We start from the raw sequence: 25705 nt of genomic DNA on the forward strand, positions 1-25705 counted from the left end.
TGTCAAATGAAGTCGGTGCTTTGTCAAACGCCTTTCATCATACTGTACATCTACTTTATGAATGAACAAAAGACGAACGTCCATCGTTCCCTCTTTCCTTACTTCACTTCCTCATGCTCTTGGGCAGCATCTCTTTTGCTCGCAATAAAGAGTGCACAAGTCATAGCAAGAATGGCCAGCGCCCACCAGAAGGTCGATACCGCCTCTTCATGATCAATGATAATTAAACGGATAACAGCTGTGATCCCTATATAAATAAAATAACGAAGCGGAAAATGAAAGTTAGATTTAAAGTATTTAATAATTAAGGCAATAAACTCAAAGTACATAAAGAAGATCAGCAGTTCCCCAAGCATTCCATAATAGCTTTCTCCTTTGTTGAACAGTGTCTTATAAACAAATTGGACAATGTACCATGTTTCACTGATTAAGAGAACACTTAAAGCGATGGCCAAAAAGAACAGACAGATATTGAGAAGGCCTTGTAAGAGATCAGGTATCTTTTGGAAGTTGTTGAATCGTTTCATTGAGTTGTCTCTCCATTCCAGTATATTCATTTGTTTTCTACATTTTGATGTTCCAAAATCGCAGCACGATGTAGTAAACATCGTTCCTTTCTATACTTTCAAACTGACCGTGCATGCGGGACATCATTCGTTTGATGCTTCGTTCACCAAGTCCAGTACTTTCCTGCGTGTCATTTGTCTCGTTTATCGCATTGCTGATATGGATCTCAAAGATTTCTTGATCGGATAAAAACGTTAGATTGATATCCTTTTTAGAATCTGCATATTTCCTTAAATTGGACATCACATTATCAAATACTCGGCCAATCAGCTCGACATTCACATTGATATAGCTGTCAGGCAGCTCTCCTAAAAGATGAACCTTAAAGTTCTCTTGATGCAGGATGGCCACCTGATCTGACAGGAGATCGTAAATCACCTCTTTGACCGCAACGGTCTCAAGCTCAGATTCATGTTCTTTATCCAGCAGAAAATAGGCAAACAGATTATCAGACAGATTTTTTAATTGCAGTGCTTTCCCGTAGGCACTCGCTATATATTGATCTTTACGGGTATTCGCTCCAGTCTCCTCTTTTTTCGCAAACTCCAGATTCATCATCAACGACGTCAGCGGTGTCCTCATATCATGGGACATTTCGGTGACCAAGCTGCGGCTCTCTTCTTGCAGCTCATCAATGGCTTGAAGCTTGTCTAAAAAGGCTTTTCGCAGATCCTCAATACTTTTGGCAATCATCGCTAATTCATCATGCCCTTTTACCGTCATCTCATAGTCCAGCTCTCCGCCTTCAAGAATATGAATCTCTTGATGAATCATTTGCAGGTAGCGCAGACTTTTGCGAATGCCAAGAAGAACTATGAGGAGAAATATAAGCGTCGCCCCGAGCAGCTCGAGTGTAAAGGCAAGATCATGGTAGCGAGATGAATAGAAACCGTCCACCATGACGCGGCCTTTACCGTCGCTAAACTGAATCGGATACGAATGGTGTTCAGCGTACTGGGTCATCTTTTCTTTTCCGTACGCCGATTCATCGGCAGCGGAATAAATAGAGTCATATTGCAGCACTTGATCCTTGAAAATGGTCAAATTAATGTAATTCTCTTTTTTCACCCACTCGCCAAACGCTTTTCGATCCGTTGAAGACAGCTCATTCTCAGACACGTAGCGGCTGAATTTTTGTATATACTTGGCTGACTCCTGCTCGTAATACTCGTCTGAACTCAAATATCCATCGATCAAATCATTGGTGATCTTTTGCAGTGTCAAAAAGACAATACCACTTACGATTGCAGCCGCCAAAATCAACAGCGCCAGCTTTTTGGCCAGTGTATATTTACGATGTGCCAAATCGATATCCTCTTCCCCATTCGGTTTTGATATATACAGGGCGCGCAGGATCATCTTCAATTTTGGCACGAAGCTTTCGAATATGCACCATCACCGTATTGTTGGAACAATAGAAATAGGGCTGTCCCCATACGCTTTCATAAATATTTTGAGCAGAAAATATTTTGTTTCGCCTGCTCATGAGCAGCTTTAACATCCGATATTCTAGATCAGACAGCTTAATTTGCTGGTTTTCTTTCCATACTTCATTAAATTCTTCACTTACCCTCAGTTTGCCCCCAACAAGAAAGGTCTCTACCTGCTCCTTCTTTTCCTGATAGACGGTATACCTGCGTAATTGTGCAATGACTCTAGCATGAAGCTCCTCTTCTGAGAAGGGCTTTGTCATATAATCATCCCCACCGGCAAGTAATCCTTCAGTTTTATCGAATGTGCTCGACTTGGCTGTCAGAAATAGAATCGGAACGTTAGATGAAGCTCTTATGTGCTGGCACGTTTCGATGCCTGAGAGCCCTGGCATCATCACATCTAAAATCACCAAATCGAGCGAATCATCCACAACCTTCAATGCTTGCTCGCCATTCATCGCTCTTAACACCTCATATCCTGCACGTGTAAGGGATTCCTGCAGAAGTTCACCAATATCCTGATCATCTTCTACGACTAATATTCGATGGGTCATGTCTCTCACCTCATGTAATGTGATGTTCTTTCTTTTATGTCTTTACTATATATCATCTAGCTATGTGAAAAGATACAGCATAAACCTTAACAGTTTATGAAGTTGAGCATACGCCATCAATTTGTCACATTTATTTTCAAAAAATTGGATCTTCATAAATTGTTAAGAATTGAGCCGTATATTGATTCATTGTAAGGATCAATGAATTGATCCGAATGACATTTATCATAACAAGAAAAGGAGCATGGATATGAATGCAAACAAAGTAGCACACGGACAACCGATGAGTCTGCGAGAAAGGGTTCATTTCTTGGACATCGTACGAGGATTCGCCTTAATGGGGATTATTCTAGTCAATTACTTTTTGATCGTGGATTCGGCCAAGGGATTTGACATGCAGTCAAATGATGTCTTTCACAATGTGGTGAATTGGTTTGCCTCGGGGAAATTCATTACACTGTTTTCCTTTCTATTCGGGGTTGGTTTTATGATTTTTATGGACCGAGCTGCTCAGAAGGTTGACAGCCCAAACAAGCTGTTTGCACGCAGGTTAGCCATTCTCTTAGGAATTGGTCTCCTGCATGTCACCTTTGTTTGGATTGGTGATATTTTGACCCATTATGCTGCCGCTGGCTTTTTGTTACTTTTCTTTTATAAACGTAAAGCTAAAACCATCCTGTACTGGCTCATCACGCTCTTTGTGATTCAATTGCTCACTCCTTTTTTCACGATGCTGTTCAATACCGTTAACACAGTATCATCAGGCAAGCCGGATTTTGCTGACTTCGAGCTAGCCAGCCACAACAGCCTGACTTATCTAGCATCTATTGGTGACCGGTGGACAGATTTGGCCACAATGGCTTCTGGTTCATTTTCTATGATCTATTCTATGTTCCTCATGTTTTTACTTGGTGTGTATTTTGTGAAAATGGAGTTATTCAAAAACATGGGGGCGAAAAAAGCGATTTGGAGTCGCATTTGGATCATTTTCACAATCGCGTTTCTAATTACACAGAGCAGCACGATCATAGTAGCGGTCAATCCTTTTGAAAATACACTATTGGTGGACATAGCCTCTGTCCTTGAACAAAACGGCGGATTAACAGGCAGTATGTTCTATATGAGTACACTTGCGATGCTGTTTATTCACGTTCCTCAGCTGCGTGGTGCTTTGATGGTCTTTACCAAAGTCGGACGCATGTCACTGACCTGTTATTTGCTTCACTCCATCATTGGCACAATGCTATTTCTGAAATACGGAGCCGGACTTGCCAATCATCTTCAGCCAGCTGGCACGTTCATGATTGGGCTGGGGGTTTATGTCTTCCTAGTGCTCTTCAGTACACTATGGTTAAAGCGGTTTAAATATGGTCCGATGGAGTTTATTTGGCGTCAACTGACATATGGAAAGGTTATGATAAATCGAAAACAAGCACAATGCATGTGGCGAAGTAACTGACATCATAGTAGTTAAAAAGAGTGAGAAAAGGCGAACTTTAATGGTTCGCCTTTTCTGTAGTATATTAGTTTTTTGTGATTCAATACTGGTCAATCACTTCTCGCAATTGATTCAAATAACTTTCTTTCAATTCATCTGGGTATTCAATTTTCACATGTTTCCCAAATGACATCAAATAGTGTGTCATATACGATAATTCTTCTTGGTTGTATCCACCCACAATATAAGGGATCTGATCAATGATCTCCAATCTCATATTTGGGTAATGGTGCTTCAAAAACTTTTCTTTTCCTTGTTCCGTTAATCGACATTTAAATGAGATATCATGATAATTTTTTTCATATTCGAGTTGCAGTTCTTTTAATTCTTCCTTTGTAAATGTGTCTCTGATTTCTTCTTCAATCACCATGTCCTTCATAAAGTCACATCTATAGATGCCCCACTTTTTATTTTGAACATCATATGCTTGAGAAAACCAAATGCCATTTCGATAAAACAACTCAAGAAATTGCAGCCTCATCCATTTATTTTCATATTGAGTGTAAGTCATCTTCACTATTTGATCTTCCATTATCGCCTGTAAAATCAATTCCAAATGATTTTGTTCACTAACTGGTGCGACATTATAGTAATGAATCACATCCAAAGTCTCCGTAATCATTTGCTTTCTCTCATCAGACATTGTGGCAAACAGCTTTTGGCGAATTTGTGAGTAGGATTTTTTAAATGGTGTTGCTGACACCAGGTCTAGCGCTTTAAGTGCGAAAAAAATAGCTAGGACTTCTTCTATATTGAAATAAATAGGTACCAATGGAGATTGATTCACCAGTCGATATCCTCCGTGTCTGCCATTTTCAACGTAAAAAGCTAAGCCCATTGACTCTAGCTCTTCTATATCCCTTAAAGCCGTCCTTTTAGAAATGTCAAATTCGGATTGTAAATCCTTTAATTGAAAAGAGTGTTTATCACTTAAAAAAATAAGTTCTTGATTTAATCGTTCTGATTTTTTCATTTGTTTCCCTCTTAAAAAGGTGACTTCTTTTGTCACCTTTATCATTTATACTCAGCTTATCAAAAGAAAAGGAGCATGTACATGCATACATTAATCATTAACGCGCACCCAGATTTCACTCATCGAGAAAGTTATTCAAACAAACTGCAAACACTATTTTTAACACAATTTAAAGAAAGGTTTCCTCATGAAGAACCAACCATTTTACATTTATATGGAACTGAAATCCCTCGTATCGAAAAAGAACAGCTGCTAGGAATTTGGGATAAGCAAGCATCCAAACAAGCATTAACGGCTGCCGAGGAAAAAATCGCCGCTGCTTCATCTGCTTTATTGGCTCAATTCAAAGCACATCATCGAATTGTGATCGTGTCACCTGTTCATAATTTCAATGTGACTTCACGAATGAAAGATTATATAGATAATATCTTTATTGCGAGAGAAACGTTCAAATATACAGAAAGTGGTTCTGTTGGTCTGATGACTGACGATTATCGTGTACTTTTACTTCAAGCAAGCGGCTCAATTTTCACAAATAACGATCGATATACACCTCTGGAATTTTCACATCATTACCTAAAAGAAATATTCCAAAACTTGATGGGCTTTCAACAATTTCATATTGTCCGAGCACAAGGAACAGCGATTTTAGAGCAAGATGCCATCTTACAATCCGCATCTGATGATATGACGAAAACCTTAGAGGAGTTTTATGCACCTAGTTAACTTCTATTTAATCAAAAAGACCCAAAACGAAAAATCGTGCATTTTTTGATAAAAATCACCTTTTTCGTTTTAGGGTGCTATAAAATCTTTCAGTTGATGTACATCGGCGAGACCCCAAGCACTGCGACTTCATTTCAATTACGACATACTTTATTTATGCCACATTCTCAACTACTAGTAAGACTATTTTTTATAACCAATACTGCCGTTTCACGCGGATGGCTAAGAGGAAAATGATGGCCATACGGAACTAAATCAACCTTACCAAGATGCGATGGAGCAGAATAGCCTTTGTCATACTCCCCCCAAATCATGTGAAGATTATGCTTTGTTGCTTCATTGAAATCACCGTGATCGTTTTTCAATAGTAAATGGCTAAGCTGAACCGTCGTATTTAAAATTCTAGGAGAAGTAAAGCTGTTTCTGATTTTTTCAATATAATGTTCAGGGATGCTCTCCGTCCTTTCAAACAAACCATTACTTAATAAATAGCGCTCTATCATTTTAGAAGTTGCTAATTTTAATGTCCATTTGTTCATCCATTGTGGAACATTTAGCGATTTAGCATTTTCTTTAGCAACAGGCGGCTGAAGTAAAGTGATTGAATACTTCTTATCTATGTACCCTTGTCCCAATGCTTCAAGTAAGATAAATGCACCGAATGAATGACCAATGAGATGTGCACCATTTGTCGCTTTCTCCAATAACTTTTTCACTACATTCAAGTAGATATCTAGAAGGTTTTTCTCTCGTTTAAAAGGAGATCGTCCCAAGCCAGGAAGATCCAAGATCCATACAGGTTGACCCGTTTTTTCATGAAGCTCTTGCGCTAAAGGAAATAAATCCTCTCCATCACTCAATAAACCATGTAATAAAATAAACGGTTTCCCTTCTCCTTGTAATTGGTAAAGGGTGTTGTTATCGCATAATGTTCGCTCAAATACATGATAATGCTCACCATGTTGATCCATCATTCGATAATCCAGATCAGCTACTACGGCAGGGATAAAGTTCATGACACTCGTCTTCTTAAACCAATCCCCTCCCATTATGTTTTTCACTGAAGCATTTGAAAATGTTCGTTTAGTCATAAAATTGAGTCCATCAGAAGGAATGTTTGTTATTTTACTTACTCCACTTTTCATTATTGTTTTCATAAGCGGCATTGGGACAGAGATTTTGGGTGCCCTCATATTCATACTTTCCGACATCACACTTAATAATTCAGCAATGTTCGGATCGTTCTCTTTGTCTTCAACAAGTGTATATGTTTGAATAGCCGGCTGTTCGATCCTGAGAACCTGCACAATAAATTTTGCAAACTCATCGTTTGAAATCAGTGGCAGCCTATATCCCTTACCTCCAGGAATCACCGGCATGAGCCCTCTTCGTATACTCGTCACAAGCAAACCTAATCCTGCTATCTGCTCTGTACTCCCTGTTTTACTACTGCCGACTATAGTTGGCGGATTAATGACAGACAGCGGATAACCTAGTGCTGTGGCCTGTTGACGGATATAAAGGTCTGCTAAAAATTTTGTTCTCTCATATGGATTTTTGATTTTCAAATAATTGTTTCCTTTTTTAAACACATCAATGGCAATCCTGCTATTTTCATCATCAAAGGGACTCATATAACCGACAACATGAATAAAATGCTGCAAGCCCTTCAATTGATGAATACTTTTAGCTAATTCACCAATATATTTGGCGCCATTTAAAAAGACGGAAGCTGCCTCGTTACTTGTCGCTTGAATATCCATGGGGCCTCCTGCGTGAATCAGCACATCCGTTTTCAACACCATCTCCATATCTTTAGCACTTAGACCTAAATCTACTTTCGTTAAATCACCTTCAATAAAGTGCATCACTTCCTGTTTTAAAATGCCTCTTTCTTGAAAAATACGTGTTGCTTTACTTTTCGACCTCACTAAAAGAAGAATGTTCACATCCTCTTTGGCTAATTCTTCGACTAATTGCTTTCCAATAAAGCCTGTTCCACCTGTTAAAAATACTGTTTTCATATAAAGTCTCCTTTTTAGTACTACTTAGTACTAATTTAATGTAAAAAAAATGCTTCTTTATCGAAGCAAGTTAAATAAATGATCTGCTGTTTTTGTGATGACAGTGGCATCCTTCAATGTTTCTGAAATAAATAACGCTCCTTCAAGATTTGTAATAAAAAGTGATGCCACCTCATCAATATGAATCGTATTTCGGAATTCCCCGCTCTCTACACCTTGTTTCAGTAATAGAGAAACTTTCTTTTGTAATCCTGTGAAAAAAAGACCTATTTTTTCTTTTATTTGCGTGGCCTGTGCAGGACTTTGAATATAAAGAGTAATAAATGGACAGCCGCCCTTATACTCTCTCGACTGAACGCCTTGTGATAATTGCTTTAAAAACAGTTGGATACGATCTTCAACTGAAAATTGGGTCTGAGAAATTACGTCGTCTATTGCAGCTTGATACATGTCAATCCAATAATCAACGACCCCTGCTAATAATTCCTCCTTATTAGAAAAGTGATAATACACATTAGACTTTGACACTTTGCTTACACGTACCAATTCATCCATACTTGTATAAGCAAACCCTTTTTCCAAAAATAATGTTGCAGCTACTTCAAGCACACGTTTTTGATTCATTAATTTTACCTTTGTCATAATTAGAACTATACAGTACTAATTTAAATGTTGCAAGTATTTATGTTCATTTAGAAATAAGTTTGATTCCACAGAAAAATATGATGGCTTTAATGATGATGATATTGGAGGGATGGATCTGACTTCACGAACTAAATACATCTGTCGTTTCATCATGAATGTGAATAAGAGCCATTTGTTGAGGATGAACACTGTATATCTCTCCACATTCACATAAAAAAACACAACGCCATGAAGGCTTAATTAACAAGTGGTATCACTCGAAATTAAATGCCTTCAAAAAGCGTTGTGCATCAATATTCTTTATTAACCAATAGAACCTTCCATCTCAAACTTAATCAAACGGTTCATTTCAACGGCGTATTCCATTGGTAGTTCTTTTGTGAATGGCTCGATGAAGCCCATGACGATCATTTCTGTTGCTTCTTCTTCAGAAATCCCGCGGCTCATCAAGTAGAATAGCTGTTCTTCTGATACTTTTGATACCTTCGCTTCGTGCTCTAATGAAATGTTGTCGTTTAAGATTTCATTGTAAGGGATCGTATCAGATGTTGATTTATTATCCATGATGAGTGTGTCACACTCGATGTTTGAGCGAGCACCCTCTGCTTTGCGTCCGAAGTGTACGATTCCACGGTATGTGACTTTACCGCCTTGTTTGGAAATCGATTTCGATACGATCGTTGAAGATGTGTTTGGTGCAAGGTGAATCATTTTTGCACCTGCATCTTGGTGCTGACCTTTACCTGCTAGGGCAATACTTAATGTCATACCACGAGCGCCTTCACCTTTTAGGATGACCGCTGGGTATTTCATTGTCAGCTTAGAACCGATGTTTCCATCAATCCACTCCATAGTTGCATTCTCTTCACATACTGTACGTTTTGTCACAAGGTTGAAGACGTTGTTTGCCCAGTTCTGAATCGTCGTATAACGGCAGTAGCCGCCTTTTTTGACGATGATTTCAACAACCGCACTATGAAGTGAGTTTGTTGTGTAAACTGGAGCTGTACAGCCTTCTACGTAATGCACGTGTGCGCCTTCATCAACGATGATCAGTGTACGTTCGAACTGACCCATGTTCTCAGAGTTGATTCGGAAGTATGCTTGAAGTGGTGTATCTACTTTTACGCCTTTTGGTACGTAGATGAATGAACCACCAGACCATACAGCCGAGTTAAGCGCAGCAAATTTGTTGTCAGTCGGAGGAATGACTTTTGCCCAGTGCTCACGGAAGATGTCTTCGTTCTCTTTTAATGCACTGTCTGTATCTTTAAACACAATGCCTAGATCTTCAAGATCTTGCTTCATGTTGTGATACACAACTTCAGATTCATACTGAGCAGATACACCTGCTAAGTACTTTTGCTCTGCTTCAGGGATTCCAAGCTTATCAAAGGTTTGTTTGATTTCTTCTGGTACTTCATCCCAAGAACGCTCAGAGCGTTCTGATGGTTTTACGTAGTACGTAATTTCATCAAAGTTTAATGCATTTAAATCTCCGCCCCATTGTGGCATCGGCATGTTGTAAAAGTGCTCAAGAGATTTCAAACGGAAGTCGAGCATCCACTGAGGCTCTTCTTTCATACGAGAAATTTCTTCAACGATCTCTTTTGTCAGTCCGCGCTCTGAACGGAAAATGGAAACGTCTTTATCAGAAAAGCCGTATTTATATTCACCAACATCTGGCATTTTTTTAGCCATCCATTTTCACTCCAATCTTATGATTTGCCGTTATCTTCGGCAGATGCGCCTTTTTCAAGCGCCTTCCAGGATAATGTTGCACATTTGATGCGCGCTGGGAATTTTGCCACTCCCTGCAGCGCCTCAATGTCACCAAGATCAATGGAATCGTCGTATTCTTTTCCTAGCATCATATCGGAGAAAATCTGAGACATTTTCAAAGCTGTTTCAATATCTTTCCCTTTAATCGCCTGCGTCATCATAGAGGCAGATGCCATCGAAATCGAGCATCCTTCTCCTTCAAATTTCGCATCGATGACTTTTTCGTCTTCGATTTTCATCGTGAGACGAATGCGGTCACCACACGTAGGGTTGTTCATATCGACGACAATGCTGTCGTTTAACACACCTTTGTTTCTCGGATTTTTATAATGATCCATAATCACTTGTCTGTACAGTGTGTCTAAGTTTACATTAAAAGACATTCGTAAAATACTCCTTTGTCTTACGGAGCGCTGCAATCAGTTTGTCAATCTCTTCTTCTGTATTATACAGATAAAAGCTTGCTCTTGCAGTCGCTGATACACCAAGCCATTTCATAAGCGGCTGTGCACAGTGGTGTCCAGCACGAATGGCGACACCTTCCGTATCTAGAACAGTTGACGCATCATGCGGATGGACGTCGTCTAAGTTAAATGTCACAAGCCCAGCTCGGTGCTGCGGTCCATAAACAGTCGCACCGTCAAGCTCCTTAAAGCGCTCAAGCGCGTAAGTCGCAAGCTGATGCTCGTAACGGCTGACTTCCTCCATACCAATGTCATTTAAGAAGTCAATTGCTTTTCCTAGTCCAACTGCTCCAGCAATAATCGGTGTTCCCGCTTCAAATTTCCACGGCAGCTCTTTCCATGTGGAATCATATAGATCCACAAAGTCGATCATTTCACCGCCAAACTCAGCAGGCTCCATATTATTCAAAAGGTCCTTCTTCCCGTAAAGCACACCGATGCCAGTCGGTCCACACATTTTATGCCCAGAGAATGCGAAAAAGTCACAATCTAGATCCTGAACATCAATTTGCATGTGCGGAGTGCTTTGTGCACCGTCGACGACAATGATTGCCCCATGTTCGTGGGCAATTTTGGCGATCTCTTTAATCGGGTTGATGGTTCCTAATACGTTTGAGACATGTGTGACAGCGACGATTTTCGTTTGATGTGTGATCGTTTGCTTCACATCTTCAAGCGATAGCGTGCCGTCTTCCTGTAACGGAATGTATTTCAATGTGGCGCCAGTTGCTTTCGCTGCTTGCTGCCAAGGGATGATATTCGCATGATGCTCCATATGCGTAATGACAATCTCATCGCCTTCTTTGAGGTTAGCTCTAGCATAGCTGATCGCCACTGTGTTTAGTGCAGTCGTTGTACCTCTAGTAAAAATAATCTCCTGGACAGATGAAGCACGGATGAATGCACGAACTTTCTCTCTCGCACCCTCGTATGCGTCCGTTGCTCTTGTGCCAAGGGTATGAACACCCCGGTGGACGTTCGAGTTGTAAGACCGGTAATACTCATTCATTGCATCAATGACCACTCTTGGTTTTTGAGAAGTCGCTGCACTGTCCAAATACACCAAATCATGTCCGTTCACTTGCTGATGAAGGATTGGAAATTGCTCACGAACGTCTTTGATATTCATTATTTTACTTTCCTTTCAATTACAGAAATCAGCTGCTTTTTAACTCCTTCAATCGGCAGTTCTTTCACAACTGGATTTAAGAAGCCATAAATCACAAGTCTTTCTGCATCTTCTTTGGAAATTCCGCGGCTCATGAGGTAGTACAATTGAATTGGATCGACACGTCCAACAGAAGCAGCGTGCCCTGCTGTCACATCATCTTCATCAATTAATAGAATTGGGTTTGCGTCACCGCGTGCTTTCTCACTCAGCATGAGGACACGTGATTCCTGCTCTGCATTTGACTTTGTTGCGCCATGCTCGATTTTGCCAATTCCGTTAAAGATAGAGGATGCTTGATCCTTCATCACACCATGCTTCAAAATATACCCTTCAGAGTTTTTACCGAAGTGGATGATGCTTGTTGTGAAGTTTTCAGTTTGGTTTCCTCGGCCGACAACAACTGATTTCGTATCACCAAATGTACCGTCGCCCATCAGTTTTGTGATGTTTTCAGATACGACGTCTCCATCATTCATCAGACCAAGCGCCCATTCGATTTTACTGTCACGGCCATTTGCCATACCACGTCTGTTTACATAGACTGTGACACCTTCTGCAAGGTTATCTACAGCACCGTATGTGACGCGGGCGTTTGCACCTGTGAACACTTCAGAAACGATATTGAAGATCGCTTCTTCCGGTTTTGCTGTACTGATGTAGTTTTCTACATATGTCACAGCACTATGATCGTCTGCTACAACGATGACATGGTTGAACAATGTCGTTTCGTCATTTTCATGAAGATAAACAGCTTGAATTGGTGCTTCAAGCTCAACGTTTTTCGGAACATAGAGGAAAGCTCCGCCATTCACTAAAGCAGCATGTAAAGCTGTTAGTTTATGCTCATCCACTTTCACTGCATCTGTCATGAAGTATTGTTTCACTAAATCTCCATGCTCACGAATCGCTGTATGAAGATCAGTGAAGATCACACCTTTGTCTTTCGCTTCAGCTGAAAGAGACAAATAGGCCGGCGTTTGATCACGCTGAATGTAAACTGTCTTATCTGTGTCCTCTAAATCAATAAGAGATTTCACTTCTTCTGGAAGCTCTTCTAATGATCCAAATGGTGCACTTTCGACTGTATGCTGTTTGAAATTCGTTAAATTCCATTTTGAAATATTCGTTTTGTCAGGCTTTGGCATTGGGAGGTCTTCTGCTTTTTCAAGAGCCTGTAAGCGAAGGGAGCTCATCCATGCCGGTTCCTGATGCTTCTCGGAGAAGCTTTTGACATAATCTTGATCTACTGATAATTTCGTTTCTAATGTCATCAATAATCCTCCTAACGCTTACGCTTCTTGACCAACAGTTTCGTCTTCAATTCCTAACTCTTTTTTAATCCAATCATAGCCTTCTGCTTCTAGACGCTGCGCAAGTTCTGGTCCGCCAGATTTCACGATACGACCTTGCATCATGACATGAACGTGATCTGGTGTGATGTAGTTCAGTAGACGCTGATAGTGAGTGATCATTAAGCAGCCGAAGCTTTCGCCGCGCATTTTGTTAATTCCTTTAGAAACAACTTTCAGGGCATCGATATCAAGACCAGAATCGATTTCGTCAAGGATGGCGATCTTTGGTTCAATCATCATTAATTGAAGAATTTCGTTGCGTTTTTTCTCCCCGCCTGAGAAACCTTCGTTTAGGTAGCGCTGTGCCATATCTGGATCCATTTCAAGGAACTCCATGTTTTCGTCCATTTTGCGGATGAATTTCATAAGAGAGATTTCATCGCCTTCTTCTCTGCGTGCGTTAATAGCAGAACGAAGGAAGTCAGCATTTGTAACACCGCTGATTTCAGATGGGTATTGCATCGCAAGGAAAAGACCAGCTTGAGCGCGCTCATCTACTTCCATTTCAAGGACATCTTCGCCATCAAGCAAGATGCTGCCTTTTGTTACTTCATATTTAGGGTGACCCATAATTGCAGCAGATAAAGTAGATTTACCTGTTCCGTTTGGTCCCATTACTGCGTGGAATTCTCCACCTTTTATCTCGAGGTTTACACCCTTTAAGATTTCTTTCCCTTCAATCTCAACGTGCAAGTCCTTAATTGTTAATGTCGAAGCAGTCATATATCGATACCTCCAAAATAATCATTATTCTCAATTTATTCTCATTCTAATTTTATAACAAATTAAAACTGAATACAACACATTCACGATAAGCGTGAGAGGATGCTCTCAAAATTCTAACAAAAAAAGCAGGTAGATAAAAGGATTTATGTCGAAAAGACTGTTTTCATAAAGAAAGGGCGGGAAACTGTTCTCCCCGCCCCTCAGCTATTATTAGCCTCTTATATTCATTTTTGCAAGCTGTCTTTTCTCATCTCGATAGGACTGCTCTCGTTTATATTCCACTTTCATCCTTAAGTCATGGTCTCTTTCGTACTCTGCATAGCTCATGCCATGAGCTTGATGCATGGCCTTTTCCATCTCGGCGGTATAATCCAATCCCAGTGTACTATGGTCCGAACAAATAATAAACCATTCCCTTCCTTGAGTGTAGCTTTATTGTAGCAAACGTATGCGGCTTCACTCAAAAGGGATATGACGCTCTATGACGTCATATTTTCTCACACATTCGGTTGAGAAGTACTCAACTCCTTGATATGGAAAAATACCTTGTTTTCCTTCTTTTAATGCGTCTGTCCTCCAAATTCATCAATACATTGCTGAACGACAGTGATTCCTTGGCTTAGTGCTGCCCCGCCGCCAAAAGCTGCCGCCACGCTCACAACCTCTAGCAGATTCTCTTCTGTCGCCCCTTGATCGAGCGCTCCCTTTGTATGATAAATCATGCAGTATTCATCCTGCGCGTGAATACTGATGCCAAGGGCAATCATTTGTTTTTCCTTTTGCGTTAATGAATCGCTTTGAAAGCACTGCTCCGTAAATTCATTGAATTTCTTTCCAAACACCGGCATTTTCTTCTGGAATTCACCCATTGCGGTTTTATAATCAGTCAGTGATTGCTGCATGGATCCGCTCATATGCTGTTCATTCATTTTGATTCCATCCCTTCAGGTCATTTGTACGTTTTTATTATGAGCGAGATTTGAAAAAATACACAAAAAACCTCGCTTTGAGGAAAGCGAGGTTGAAATGTTGTTATTCAGATACAGGCAATACTGCACCGTCATATTTTTTGTCGATGAATTCTTTGATTTTATCAGAGTGAAGAACTTCCATTAATGCCTTGATCTTATCTGATTTTTCGTCACCTTTGCGAACCGCAACGATGTTTGCATATGGGTTGTTCTTTGTTTGCTCAAGTTCGATTGAATCTTTTTTCGGATTCAATTTATTTTGGATCGCATAGTTGACGTTGATAAATACAGCATCGCCTTCACTGTTTTCATAAGCTTTCGCAGTTAATTCAGGCGCGATTTTTTTGAATTTTAGGTTCTTTGGGTTTTCTTTAATGTTCTTTACTGTTGCGTTGATTGTATCAACCTTTGGATCAAGTTTGATGACACCAGCATTTTGCAGAAGGGCAAGCATACGGCCTTGTTCAGCTACGTTGTTTGTCATGATGATTGTTCCGCCGTTTGGAATATCTTTTACTGATTTGTATTTCTTAGAGTAGATACCGAAAGGCTCAAGGTGAACCGCACCAGCACTCACTAGGTTATAATCTTTGTTTGATTTATTTTCTTCGTTTAAGTAAGGGATATGTTGGAAAAAGTTCGCATCCACTTCTTTTTCAGCTAACGCTTTGTTGTACATTTTATAATCGCTAAGTACTTTCACTTTTAAATCGTAGCCTTTTTCTTTTAGAAGTGGTTTTGCTTCTTCAAGAATTTCGGCATGCGGCGTTTTTGATGCGGCAACCGTAATGGTTTTGCTTTCACTTGCGTTATTAGATGAACCGCACGCAGCTAAAATACCTGCAAATGCTAGAAATAGTGCACTTAAAATCAATTTCTTCATGAATAAATCCTCCCTTAACGTTTATCAATTTTATTTGTAATCAAATCACCGATTATTTGAATAATAAAGACGATGATGAGAATAAACACAGTGGCTACAAGTGTGACATCTGTATTACCAGATTGGTACCCTTCCACATAGGCGAGGTCACCAAGTCCGCCTGCTCCAATTGCACCTGCAATCGCAGTAGAGCCAATTAGAGCAATCGCTGTTACGGTAATACCTGAAATAAGGGCTGGCAATGATTCTGGCAGCAATACTTTGAAAATGATTGTCGATGTTTTTGCTCCCATTGATCGTGCTGCTTCAATGACTCCTTTGTCTACCTCACGCAGTGCAATTTCGACAAGACGTGCATAGAATGGAGCTGACCCTATGACAAGGGCAGGGAGTGCTGCATTTGGACCAAGAATCGTGCCCATAATGAGTTTTGTAAATCCTAATAATAGAATGATTAGAATGATAAAAGGAATCGATCTGAAAATATTGACGACTGCCCCAATGACGGTGTTAATCGGTTTATTTTCCCAAAGACCGCCTTTTCCTGTAAGGAAGAGCAGGAGCCCTAGGATAATCCCGATGACAAAGGCAAATGCCAATGAAATCAGTGTCATATAAACTGTTTCTCCTGTTGCACTCCAGATGACGTCTAAATCAACGTTCGGAAACCATTTCTCAAACATGTGTCATCACCTCGATTTCAACCTGTTTGCTTTGGATATAGGCGATGGCTTTTTCTACCTCGGTCTCTTCTCCATTAATGTGGATAAAGAGTGTTCCAAACGCACCTTCCTGCGTTTGAGAAATTTTCCCTTGAAGAATGTTCACATCGACATGAAACGATCGAATGATTTCTGTGATCAGTGGCTGCTCGGCAGAGTCTCCAATAAAGGACAACCGTACGACCTGACCTTCTTTTACTCGCTCTAGGACGTGCTCGATTGTTTCTTTCGCTTCTTCTGGTTCCGCAAGCTGTTTCACAAATCGCTTCGTCATTTCTTCCTTCGGCTGTCTGAAGACGCGCAATACTTCGCCTTCTTCGACAATACGTCCATTTTCCATGACTGCGACGCGATGACAAATTTTGCGTATGACGTGCATTTCGTGTGTAATGAGCACAATCGTGAGCCCTAGTCGTTTATTAATATCGGCCAAAAGTTCAAGGATTGAATCGGTCGTTTGCGGATCTAGCGCAGATGTCGCTTCGTCACATAGAAGAACCTTTGGATCATTCGCTAATGCTCTCGCAATGCCGACACGCTGTTTTTGCCCGCCGCTAAGCTGAGACGGATACGCATTTTCTTTTCCTTCTAAACCGACCAATTTAATCAGTTCATTCGCACGTTCTCTCCGTTTTGATGTCGGTACCCCTGCGATCTCAAGCGGGAACATAATATTTTGTCTCACCGTTCTTGACCAAAGTAGGTTAAAGTGCTGGAAGATCATGCTGATTTCTTGTCTTGCTTTCCGAAGTTTCGCATTCGATACTTCATTGATCCGGTTGCCTGCCACTTCAACAATTCCTTCTGTTGGCAGCTCCAGACCGTTTAATAGGCGAATAAGCGAGCTTTTTCCTGCACCACTATACCCGATAATTCCGAATATTTCACCTTTATCAATATTCAAGTTGACGTCTTTCACGGCATCAACATTTCCGCTTTTTGAATGATACGTTTTTGATACATTCTGTAAATGGATCACAGTCTGATCACCTGCTTTCTTGCTGAATCTATAGGTTTCCATCACATACGTTATTTATTCTTCTTTCTGTCATGACTCTAGCATGACGCCAGGTCAGTAAAAAAGACCTAACTGCAACGCAAGCAGAAAGGCCTTTTATGTCAATTACGCCTTTCTCTCATCTTTCAAAGCGCTGCGGCTTTGAGTGAATTGGCACCAATTTCAGCTATGCTGACGGTTGCCGGGTTTCATAGGGCACGTCCCTCCACCTCTCTTAATAAGAGAAAATATGTTGTTTTATGTGATGTTCATGTTTTTACTAACGTAGAATATCATGCTATCTGAGATATGTCAACGCTGTAAATCGCTACTAATTTCCAAGTAAACAACTACGTTATTCATTTTACGAAAAACCGTTCGTCAGCCAAAGCACTGCCTCTAGTCTAAGGAGCGCACGGAATGACCCTTTGACTTTGACTTGTCCCCTGCTGATTAACTGCTGTAAGGACATATCTCCATCTAATAATTGTAGAATCTCTTTCCTCTCACCATAAAAGATGAGATCCGATAACTCAATTGCAGGTAGTTTCTTCACTTCACCACGTTCATCCACAATCAATGTACAAGAGTCAGTTTCCGCCTCAAATGTAATCTTCAAGGATGATGATGAGAGCAGCGGTTTTAATAGTAAACGCTGCCCTGTGTTACCATGGGCTTTCACATTTTCCACATGTATAACCTCCCTGTCATTTGGTTATACATAACATTTCTCTACAAACATCTTCTTGTCCTTTATAAATAACTCGACAAATTTTCAAATGAATTTCTTGAAATATGACAAAAAACCGCTTTATTTAGCGGTTTCAATCATTTCATGAAGATATGGAACTGAGTGAAAGGCATAGCCTTTTTGCACCAATTCTCCTTTTTTAAACAGTAGAAAGCAAGGAACACTCTCGATCTCAAATGCTTTTGCAAAACCTGGTGAGTAGTTTAAATTGTTTTCGTAAAATGGTACATCCGGCTGCATGGCGTCTACGACTGCCAGCATTTTCTTTGCCAGCTGGCATGTTCCACAAAACGGTGTATATAAGTATAAAAGAAATAAATCGTCCTCTATCTCTTTGAATTCGTGTTCTTCAATCTCTTTCATATACGTCCACCCTCATAAATATTTCGAATGAACATCAATGTTTGCAGCTAATAGGATAGATGCAATGTGGGCTGACGGTGAAGCGGCCACTTCGCGGTACGTTCTGTCGACAAAAAGATGAAGTGCTTCAGGGAATTCTTTTCGAAATTGCTTCCGCAGTTTGTCGCCTGCATCGTCACTGTCTGCTAGTATGTAAACGTCTTTCCCCACTAAATCGTCCACAAGCTGGTCCAGCTTCGATGTACTGATCGTGCCATTGGTGCAAATGATGGTAACAGGTTCACTTATGACTTCTTTCAGCTTTTGTTTGTCTGTTTTACCTTCTACAATGATGACCTTTTCTATCTCGACATTCATCACGATCACCCGGCCCTTTTGACGTTGATTCACTTCTTCCTTAGATTACAATCTTTCATTCAGGTTGTAAAGATTGGGCGCCTCGTCATCAAAAAGACTGCAGTTTTTGTTCACTGCAGTCTCCTCTGTGATTAGCACCACCCATTTTCATCGTCACAGTCTACATATTTTTCTGTCCCATCGGTCAATGTATCCGTTAGACGATAAAAACGATTTTGATCATAGGAATATCCCGATTTCAGCTCATATTGGTTTTCACTAATCATTGTGCCAATCTCTTCATTTTGATGATAAAGCACCATGCCGCTTTCTTTGAATCGTCCAGTGACATGCTCTGTTATATCCACCTGTTCTTTTTGAAAAGACAAATTGGACACCCCCCATAAAGGTAGAGTGTCCAATTTCACATGAATTAGTCTTCTTTTGTCATTTCTTCATATTGCTCAGCAGTCATTAAGTTCTCGATTTCAGATGCATCAGCTGGTTCTACAACGATCATCCATGCTTTTTCATATGGAGAGTCGTTGACGAATTCTGGGCTGTCATCCAGCTCATCGTTCACTTCGACGATTGTGCCATTGATCGGTGCATAAAGTTCAGAAACTGTTTTCACTGATTCTACACTTCCGAAAGGCTCGTCCGCTGTGATTTTGTCTCCTACTTCAGGAAGCTCAACGAACACGATATCGCCAAGCTCAGATTGAGCAAAATGCGTGATACCGATACGCACCTTATCTCCTTCTACTTTGACCCATTCATGTTCTTCTGAATAACGTAAATCTTTTGGTGTGCTCATTCAATACCCCTCCAGTCTTTTCTTACAATCTATATTGAAGATACCACAATCTGAATGAAAGTTACATCATTTCCAGACGCTTTTAAATGTATCTTCGTTAAATCCAACTGTTACTCGTTTACCGTCTGTTGTAATCGGGCGCTTGATCAGCATTCCGTTAGACGCGAGTAATTCTAGCTGCTCGTCCTCTGACATTGCAGGAAGTTGATCTTTCAGCTGCAGCTCCCGGTATTTTTGTCCGCTTGTATTAAAGAATTTCTTCAGCTCTAAACCGCTTTTTTCGTAAAGGGCTTTTAATGTTTCTTTATCAGGCGTCTCTTCGACGATATGTATGCTGTTGATGTCTTTATTGTGTGCTTCAAGCCACTTTTTTGCTTTTCGGCATGTACCGCAAGATGGGTATTCGTAAAAATCTAAAGCCACCATTTTCACCTCCTGCAAATTGTGACAACATTTTATCACAAAATATTTTAAAAACCTAAATGTATGCTTACAAAAAGGTGCGGAGTGATATCCGCACCTTTTAAGCCATCCTTATACGATATATTTCTCTGCTTCAAAGATTCGTTTTGCCACTTCACGCTTTTTGGCGATGACATTGATTGGAGTAAATCTTGTCAGCTTGCGAAGGGCTGACAGGCTCATGCGGAGTGAATCTCCTTCCTCCATCGCAATCAAGGATTCTTTTGCATGGGCTTCAATCTTTAAGAAAGCCTCCTGCGTGAAAATTTGTGTGTAAGCCAGCTTTTGAGCGTTCTTTTCTGCGCCTGATGCAGCGACTGCCTTTTCCGTACGCAGAATTGCTGATTCAGCAGCAAAAATTTCATTGACGATATCGGCTATGTTCACAAGAATTTCTTGCTCTTTGTCTAAGGTTTTCCCGTATTTCATGGCTGCCATACCAGCCACCATTAAGGCGACCTTTTTCGCATGGACGAGCAAATATTTTTCTTGATCGAGCGGCTGATCGCCTGGCTCTTCCGGCATCATCATCATCAGCTCTTCCTGTAAGGTCTGCGCTTTTTGAAGCAGCGGAAGCTCTCCTTTCATCGCTTTCTTCAAGAATGTACCTGGTACAAGCAAACGGTTGATTTCGTTTGTCCCTTCAAAGATCCGGTTAATTCGTGAGTCACGATAGGCTCTTTCGACCTCGTATTCTTGCATGAATCCATATCCGCCGTGAATCTGCACGCCTTCATCCACAATATAATCTAACGTTTCAGAGCCAAGGACTTTACAGAGAGAACATTCAATCGCATATTCCGCAATGGATTGAGCAATTTGTTTGCCGTCTTTTTGCTCTTCGTCACTTAATAGACCCATCCGCTGTTCAAATAATCCAACCGTACGGTAAACAGCACTTTCCATCGCATAGAGCTTTGCTGACATATTGGCTGCTTTTTCACCAATTAAGCTGAATTGAGAAATTGGTGTTTTGAACTGCTTACGCTGGTTCGCATATTCGGCCGACAATTGAATGACGCGCTTTGATGCACCGATTGTGCCGACTGCCAGCTTATAACGTCCGATATTTAAAATGTTAAAGGCAATCACATGTCCTCTGCCGGCTTCACCGAGCAAATTCTCCTTCGGTACTTGGGCATCTTCAAGAATTAATGTTCTTGTCGATGACCCTTTAATGCCCATCTTTTTCTCTTCAGGTCCCGTTTTGACACCTGGAAAATCCTTTTCGACAATAAAAGCAGAGAAGTGTTCACCATCAATCTTCGCATATACAACAAAGACATCAGCAAATGCGGAGTTTGTGATCCACTGCTTTTCTCCATTGAGGACATAATGGGTACCTGCTTCATTCAGAACCGCAGTTGTTTTTGCTCCAAGGGCATCAGAGCCTGATCCTGGCTCAGTGAGTGCGTACGCCGCAATGGTTTCTCCAGAGGCGAGTCCTGGCAGGTACGTTTCCTTTTGCGCTTGATTTCCGAAGAGCACGATCGGCAGAGAACCAATACCGACATGAGCGCCATAGGAAAGTGAGAAGCTTCCTGCTCTAGCGAATTTTTCAGTAATGATTGCTGAACTGATTTTATCTAATCCAAGCCCGCCGAATTCTTCAGGTACATCGGCTCCTAAAAGCCCAAGCTCTCCAGCCTTTTTGAGAAGCCTGACCGAATGCTCAAACTCATGATTTTCAATTTGATCTATATGCGGAACCACATCTTGTAAAATATAATCCTCTGTTGTCTTTCCAATCATTTGATGTTCATCAGAGAAATCCTCCGGTGTAAAGATATGCTCATAATTCGTCTCATCAATTAAAAAGCTTCCACCCTTTTTTACATCTTCCAATGCTTTCATCCTGATTTCCCCCTTTAGATCAATTCAAAAATGCCTGCTGCTCCCATGCCCCCGCCGATACACATTGTGACAATGCCAAATTGCTCGTTTCGCCGTTTCATTTCATGAATAAGTGACAGCGTTAGTTTCGTTCCTGTACAGCCGAGCGGATGTCCGAGCGCAATTGCCCCGCCGTTGACATTCACTTTTTCTTCATCAATTCCTAAATGGCGAATGACTTGAATTGCCTGAGAGGCAAACGCTTCGTTTAATTCAAACAGTCCAATATCCTTCAGCTCAAGTCCAGCGATTTTCAGCGCACGCGGTATGGCTTCAACCGGACCGATCCCCATCACCTCAGGCGGTACACCGCCAACAGCAAATGCTCTGAATTTAGCGAGCGGCTGAAGAGAAAGTGAGGATGCTTTCTCGCGGTCCATCATCATCACACACGCAGCCCCGTCACTTGTTTGAGACGAGTTCCCTGCAGTCACCGTACCTTTTGTCGAAAAGGCTGGACGCAAAGTGGAAAGAATCTCTTCCGTTGTACCTGCTCTCACACCTTCATCCTGTGAGAACGTGAATTGATGCTCTTCTAATTGATATTGTTCTCCTATCCGCCGGTCTGTTACATCAACGGGCACAATTTCATCAGAAAACTTCCCTTCTTGAAGTGCCTTTGCTGCCTTTTGATGACTCCTCACCGCAAAGGCGTCCTGATCTTGACGTGTGACCTGATACTTTTGCGCCACTTGCTCTGCCGTGTGCCCCATGCTCATGTAGTATTCAGGTGCTTGCTCTGCCAAGAGGGCATTCGGACGAATGGAATGCCCCATCATCGGCACCTGCGACATCGATTCGACTCCTCCGGCTAAAATCGTGTCTGCCTGCCCGAGCATAATTCGTTCACCCGCATAAGCGATAGACTGAAGACCAGACGAGCAGTAGCGGTTTATGGTGATGGCAGGTACCGTATAAGGCAGTCCCGCTAATGCTCCAATATTCCGGGCCACATTTAACCCCTGCTCTGCTTCTGGCGTTGCACAGCCAATGATCAAATCATCTATTTGACCGTCGTATTCACCGGCACGCTTTAACGTTTCTTTTACACATAATGCGCCCATATCATCAGGCCGGACATGTTTTAACGATCCTTTTTTCGCCTTCCCTACTGGTGTTCTTGCGCCAGCGACAATGACTGCTTCTCTCATTTTGACTCCCCCTTAGTTACGTAAAGGTTTTCCTTTGACGAGCATGTGCTGCATACGTGCCTGTGATTTCGCTTCTCCTACAAGACTTAAAAAGGCTTCTCTTTCAAGCTCTAATAAGTATTGCTCCTCTACCTCTGTTCCAAATGGCAGTTTCCCGCCGGAAATGACATGAGCTAATTTTTTTACAATGGTCATGTCATGCTCTGAAATGTATCCAGACAGTCTCATATTTTCAGCAGCCAAAATCATCGCTGCATAGCCTGTTTCTCCCATGACCGGCACCTTTTGCTTGAGCGGCGCGCGATAACCGGCTTCATCAAGAGAGAGCACCAGTTGTTTTGCATCATAGATCAGGTGATCCCCGTTCATACTAATTCGGTCGCTCACGCGGAGCATGTTCATATCCCGCGCTTCCTCAGCTGAAGTTGATACTTTTGCCATTGCAATTGTTTCAAATGTTTTTAGCGTGGCATCCTGTATAGCCGTCTGCGACGGCTTCGCTGATCCTTGCAGGTGACGAAGATATAATTCTTTATTTCCACCGCCCCCTGGAATCAGTCCAACTCCCGCTTCCACAAGTCCCATGTAAGTTTCGCTGGACGCCTGTATAGCCGCTGCCGGCAGACAAACCTCCGTACCGCCTCCTAATGTCATCCCAAACGGTGCGGCTACAACTGGGCGGTCGCTATATTTCACCTTCATCATCGCCTGCTGGAAGCGCCTGATCACAAAGTCAATTTCAAAGAAATTGTCGTCCTGTGCTTCCATTAAAATCAGGGCAAGGTTGGCGCCAACACAGAAGTTCTTCCCTTGGTTTCCGATGATAAGCCCTTTGTAATTCTTTTCCGTCTCATCAACAGCGCGATTGATCATATCAATGACATCTAGTCCAATGGCATTGCTTTTAGAGTGAAATTCGAGCAAGGCGACATCATCACCAATATCAATCAGGCTCGCACCAGAATTTTTGAAGATGACGTCCTGTTTCTTTTTCAATCTAGCTAAAGAAATATGTTTGTCGTTCCATTTTTCCTGTACGTAAGCCCCATCCTGATAAAACGCACGCTCACCATCAGCATTCTCTTGATAGAATGTGTCGTGTCCTTTTGACAGCATGTCTTGCACCCATGCTGGGATGCTGTGGCCTTCTGCTTCCATGCGCTCGGCGGCTTTTTTGACGCCTATTGCATCCCACAGCTCAAATGGGCCTTGCTGCCAGCCGAATCCCCATTTCATTGCGTTATCGATGGACTGAATATCATCCGCAATTTCGCCTTTTAGATGCGCTGAATAAAGAAGTACGGGCGCTGTCATATTCCAAAGCAATTGCCCTGCACGGCCATCTTGATAAATAAGCGCTTTCAACTTTGCTTTTGTTCCCTTTTGCTGTTTCGCCATCTCAATGCCTGGATCTTTGAGCTTTGTGCGCTCTCCATATGTGAGCGTCACTGGGTCAAGCTCTAAAATGACCTTGCCATTTTTTTGATAAAATCCTTGTCCTGCCTTGCTGCCAATCCATCCTTTTTCAAGCATTCTTTCAATAAACTCAGGCAGCTGGAAAATCTCTTTTTCCTTTCCTTCTACCTGTTCATAGACGTTTCGTGCCACATGAGAAAATGTGTCAAGCCCCACTACATCGAGTGTACGGAAGGTCGCACTTTTCGGTCTTCCAATGAGGGGTCCTGTGACTGAATCCACTTCTCCAATGGTGTATTTGTTCTCAAGCATTTCACGCACTGTGACAAGAAGCCCATACGTGCCAATGCGGTTTGCAATAAAGTTCGGTGTGTCTTTAGCTTCAACCACACCTTTGCCGAGTACATCCTCGCCAAACGTTTTCATAAATGACAGTACTTCTGGATCTGTTTCTTGAATAGGAATGATTTCTAAGAGCTTTAAATAACGAGCTGGGTTAAAAAAATGTGTGCCTAAAAAGTGGCGTTTAAAATCATCTGATCGCCCTTCTGCCATTTTTTCAACCGAAATACCAGATGTATTGCTCGAAACGATGCTTCCTTCTTTGCGGTGTTCGTCGATGAGAGAGAATACGTGTTGTTTTATGCTGAGCTTTTCAGTGACGACTTCAATGATCCAGTCAGCATCGTGTAATAAGGAAAGGTGGTCTGTGAGATTTCCCGGTGTGATGTATGATAGGTTTTTTGCTGAAGTAAGAGGTGCTGGCTTTTGCTTTAACAATTTTTTCATCGCTTCTTGACTTAATCGATTCCGAACACTAGGGTGATCAAGCGTTCTCTTTTTCGCCGTTTCTTCCTTTGTCAGTTCATTTGGCACAATATCTAGCAGTGTTACTGGTATCCCGATATTGGCTAGATGCGCAGCAATGCCTGAGCCCATGACACCTGAACCAATGACAGCCGCCTTGCGAATATGTTTGCCCATAAATATCCCCCTAAACATTTTGAATGAACAGTCATTCATTTTTT

Annotated in this window: 27 protein-coding genes and 1 riboswitch; of the genes, 2 read left to right on the plus strand and 25 right to left on the minus strand. The window is 41.5% G+C overall.

Translation table 11 applies throughout. The features are described from left to right. Window positions 1-98: 98 nt before the first annotated feature. The 3 genes from psiE to AOQ70_RS04485 are packed head-to-tail and all read right to left on the minus strand — an operon-like array spanning window position 99 to window position 2554. Window positions 99-527 (minus strand): phosphate-starvation-inducible protein PsiE, encoded by a 429-nt coding sequence (psiE, locus tag AOQ70_RS04475; protein WP_039181241.1) that lies wholly within the window; start codon window positions 525-527, stop codon window positions 99-101. Window positions 528-564: 37 nt separating this feature from the next. Then, window positions 565-1872, minus strand: coding sequence for a HAMP domain-containing sensor histidine kinase (locus AOQ70_RS04480; protein ID WP_059374978.1), 1308 nt, complete (start codon window positions 1870-1872; stop codon window positions 565-567). Next, the gene (locus AOQ70_RS04485; protein ID WP_059374981.1) at window positions 1859-2554 is read right to left on the minus strand and encodes a response regulator transcription factor; all 696 of its coding nucleotides are present in this window, start codon (window positions 2552-2554) and stop codon (window positions 1859-1861) included. Before AOQ70_RS04485 ends, AOQ70_RS04480 begins: the two co-directional genes overlap by 14 nt. Window positions 2555-2804: 250 nt before the next feature. Between AOQ70_RS04485 and AOQ70_RS04490 the strand changes: the two genes are divergently transcribed. After that, a complete protein-coding gene (locus AOQ70_RS04490; protein WP_059374983.1) occupies window positions 2805-4013 on the plus strand; it encodes a DUF418 domain-containing protein in 1209 nt (402 codons plus the stop codon). Window positions 4014-4092: 79 nt separating this feature from the next. Here AOQ70_RS04490 and AOQ70_RS04495 read toward each other — a convergent pair whose 3' ends face one another. After that, on the minus strand, window positions 4093-5025 hold the full coding sequence (locus AOQ70_RS04495; RefSeq protein ID WP_059374985.1) for a helix-turn-helix transcriptional regulator: 933 nt from the start codon (window positions 5023-5025) through the stop codon (window positions 4093-4095). Window positions 5026-5106: 81 nt separating this feature from the next. Here AOQ70_RS04495 and AOQ70_RS04500 point away from each other — a divergent pair, with 81 nt between their 5' ends. Then, window positions 5107-5751, plus strand: a complete 645-nt coding sequence (locus AOQ70_RS04500; RefSeq protein ID WP_059374987.1) for an FMN-dependent NADH-azoreductase — start codon at window positions 5107-5109, stop codon at window positions 5749-5751. A 167-nt stretch (window positions 5752-5918) separates the two neighbouring features. Here the strand turns inward: AOQ70_RS04500 and AOQ70_RS04505 are convergent, their stop codons facing one another. The 21 genes from AOQ70_RS04505 to AOQ70_RS04600 all read right to left on the minus strand — a co-directional run bounded on the left by AOQ70_RS04505 (window position 5919) and on the right by AOQ70_RS04600 (window position 25661). Further along, window positions 5919-7775 (minus strand): alpha/beta fold hydrolase, encoded by a 1857-nt coding sequence (locus AOQ70_RS04505; RefSeq protein ID WP_059374988.1) that lies wholly within the window; start codon window positions 7773-7775, stop codon window positions 5919-5921. A gap of 57 nt (window positions 7776-7832) precedes the next feature. Continuing rightward, a complete protein-coding gene (locus AOQ70_RS04510; protein WP_058838126.1) occupies window positions 7833-8399 on the minus strand; it encodes a TetR/AcrR family transcriptional regulator in 567 nt (188 codons plus the stop codon). A 324-nt stretch (window positions 8400-8723) separates the two neighbouring features. Continuing rightward, complete coding sequence (gene sufB, locus AOQ70_RS04515) at window positions 8724-10121, minus strand: Fe-S cluster assembly protein SufB (protein ID WP_007500362.1); 1398 nt, start codon at window positions 10119-10121, stop codon at window positions 8724-8726. A 17-nt stretch (window positions 10122-10138) separates the two neighbouring features. Further along, on the minus strand, window positions 10139-10585 hold the full coding sequence (sufU, locus tag AOQ70_RS04520; protein WP_008347017.1) for a Fe-S cluster assembly sulfur transfer protein SufU: 447 nt from the start codon (window positions 10583-10585) through the stop codon (window positions 10139-10141). Continuing rightward, on the minus strand, window positions 10575-11795 hold the full coding sequence (locus tag AOQ70_RS04525) for a cysteine desulfurase (RefSeq protein WP_059374990.1): 1221 nt from the start codon (window positions 11793-11795) through the stop codon (window positions 10575-10577). Before AOQ70_RS04525 ends, sufU begins: the two co-directional genes overlap by 11 nt. Then, on the minus strand, window positions 11795-13108 hold the full coding sequence (sufD, locus tag AOQ70_RS04530; RefSeq protein ID WP_024423399.1) for a Fe-S cluster assembly protein SufD: 1314 nt from the start codon (window positions 13106-13108) through the stop codon (window positions 11795-11797). Before sufD ends, AOQ70_RS04525 begins: the two co-directional genes overlap by 1 nt. An 18-nt stretch (window positions 13109-13126) precedes the next feature. Further along, window positions 13127-13912: a Fe-S cluster assembly ATPase SufC gene (sufC, locus tag AOQ70_RS04535; protein ID WP_007500355.1), complete on the minus strand. Its 786-nt coding sequence runs from the start codon at window positions 13910-13912 to the stop codon at window positions 13127-13129. 213 nt (window positions 13913-14125) lie between these two features. Next, entirely contained in the window at window positions 14126-14260 is a 135-nt protein-coding gene (locus AOQ70_RS20060; protein ID WP_254965641.1) for a hypothetical protein, read from the minus strand. Window positions 14261-14475: 215 nt separating this feature from the next. Continuing rightward, entirely contained in the window at window positions 14476-14844 is a 369-nt protein-coding gene (locus AOQ70_RS04540) for a carboxymuconolactone decarboxylase family protein (RefSeq protein ID WP_003212803.1), read from the minus strand. 103 nt (window positions 14845-14947) lie between these two features. Beyond that, complete coding sequence (gene metQ / locus AOQ70_RS04545) at window positions 14948-15769, minus strand: methionine ABC transporter substrate-binding lipoprotein MetQ (protein WP_024423400.1); 822 nt, start codon at window positions 15767-15769, stop codon at window positions 14948-14950. Window positions 15770-15783: 14 nt separating this feature from the next. Then, window positions 15784-16452 carry a methionine ABC transporter permease gene (locus AOQ70_RS04550; RefSeq protein WP_059374992.1) on the minus strand — a complete coding sequence of 223 codons (669 nt, stop codon included), beginning with the start codon at window positions 16450-16452 and terminating at the stop codon, window positions 15784-15786. Next, window positions 16445-17470: a methionine ABC transporter ATP-binding protein gene (locus AOQ70_RS04555; RefSeq protein ID WP_059375051.1), complete on the minus strand. Its 1026-nt coding sequence runs from the start codon at window positions 17468-17470 to the stop codon at window positions 16445-16447. Before AOQ70_RS04555 ends, AOQ70_RS04550 begins: the two co-directional genes overlap by 8 nt. Window positions 17471-17624: 154 nt before the next feature. Beyond that, window positions 17625-17733: riboswitch (SAM riboswitch) on the minus strand. Between the two features lie 119 nt (window positions 17734-17852). Then, the gene (locus AOQ70_RS04560) at window positions 17853-18179 is read right to left on the minus strand and encodes an SCP2 sterol-binding domain-containing protein (protein ID WP_059374994.1); all 327 of its coding nucleotides are present in this window, start codon (window positions 18177-18179) and stop codon (window positions 17853-17855) included. Between the two features lie 120 nt (window positions 18180-18299). Next, entirely contained in the window at window positions 18300-18602 is a 303-nt protein-coding gene (locus AOQ70_RS04565; protein ID WP_024426005.1) for a thioredoxin family protein, read from the minus strand. 12 nt (window positions 18603-18614) lie between these two features. Next, window positions 18615-18959 carry a toprim domain-containing protein gene (locus tag AOQ70_RS04570; RefSeq protein ID WP_024423404.1) on the minus strand — a complete coding sequence of 115 codons (345 nt, stop codon included), beginning with the start codon at window positions 18957-18959 and terminating at the stop codon, window positions 18615-18617. 131 nt (window positions 18960-19090) lie between these two features. Beyond that, entirely contained in the window at window positions 19091-19327 is a 237-nt protein-coding gene (locus AOQ70_RS04575; RefSeq protein WP_039181284.1) for a YusG family protein, read from the minus strand. Window positions 19328-19371: 44 nt separating this feature from the next. After that, window positions 19372-19755, minus strand: coding sequence for a glycine cleavage system protein GcvH (gcvH, locus tag AOQ70_RS04580; RefSeq protein WP_008347039.1), 384 nt, complete (start codon window positions 19753-19755; stop codon window positions 19372-19374). 66 nt (window positions 19756-19821) lie between these two features. After that, a complete protein-coding gene (locus AOQ70_RS04585) occupies window positions 19822-20178 on the minus strand; it encodes an arsenate reductase family protein (RefSeq protein WP_024423406.1) in 357 nt (118 codons plus the stop codon). Between the two features lie 111 nt (window positions 20179-20289). Next, window positions 20290-22071 (minus strand): acyl-CoA dehydrogenase family protein, encoded by a 1782-nt coding sequence (locus AOQ70_RS04590; RefSeq protein ID WP_059374996.1) that lies wholly within the window; start codon window positions 22069-22071, stop codon window positions 20290-20292. A 14-nt stretch (window positions 22072-22085) separates the two neighbouring features. Continuing rightward, on the minus strand, window positions 22086-23261 hold the full coding sequence (locus AOQ70_RS04595) for an acetyl-CoA C-acetyltransferase (protein ID WP_058838130.1): 1176 nt from the start codon (window positions 23259-23261) through the stop codon (window positions 22086-22088). Between the two features lie 12 nt (window positions 23262-23273). Further along, window positions 23274-25661: a 3-hydroxyacyl-CoA dehydrogenase/enoyl-CoA hydratase family protein gene (locus tag AOQ70_RS04600; protein WP_059374999.1), complete on the minus strand. Its 2388-nt coding sequence runs from the start codon at window positions 25659-25661 to the stop codon at window positions 23274-23276. Between the last annotated feature and the right edge of the window lie 44 nt (window positions 25662-25705).

The sequence above is a fragment of the Bacillus sp. AM 13(2015) genome, assembly GCF_001518755.1.
Lineage (GTDB): Bacteria > Bacillota > Bacilli > Bacillales > Bacillaceae > Bacillus > Bacillus safensis.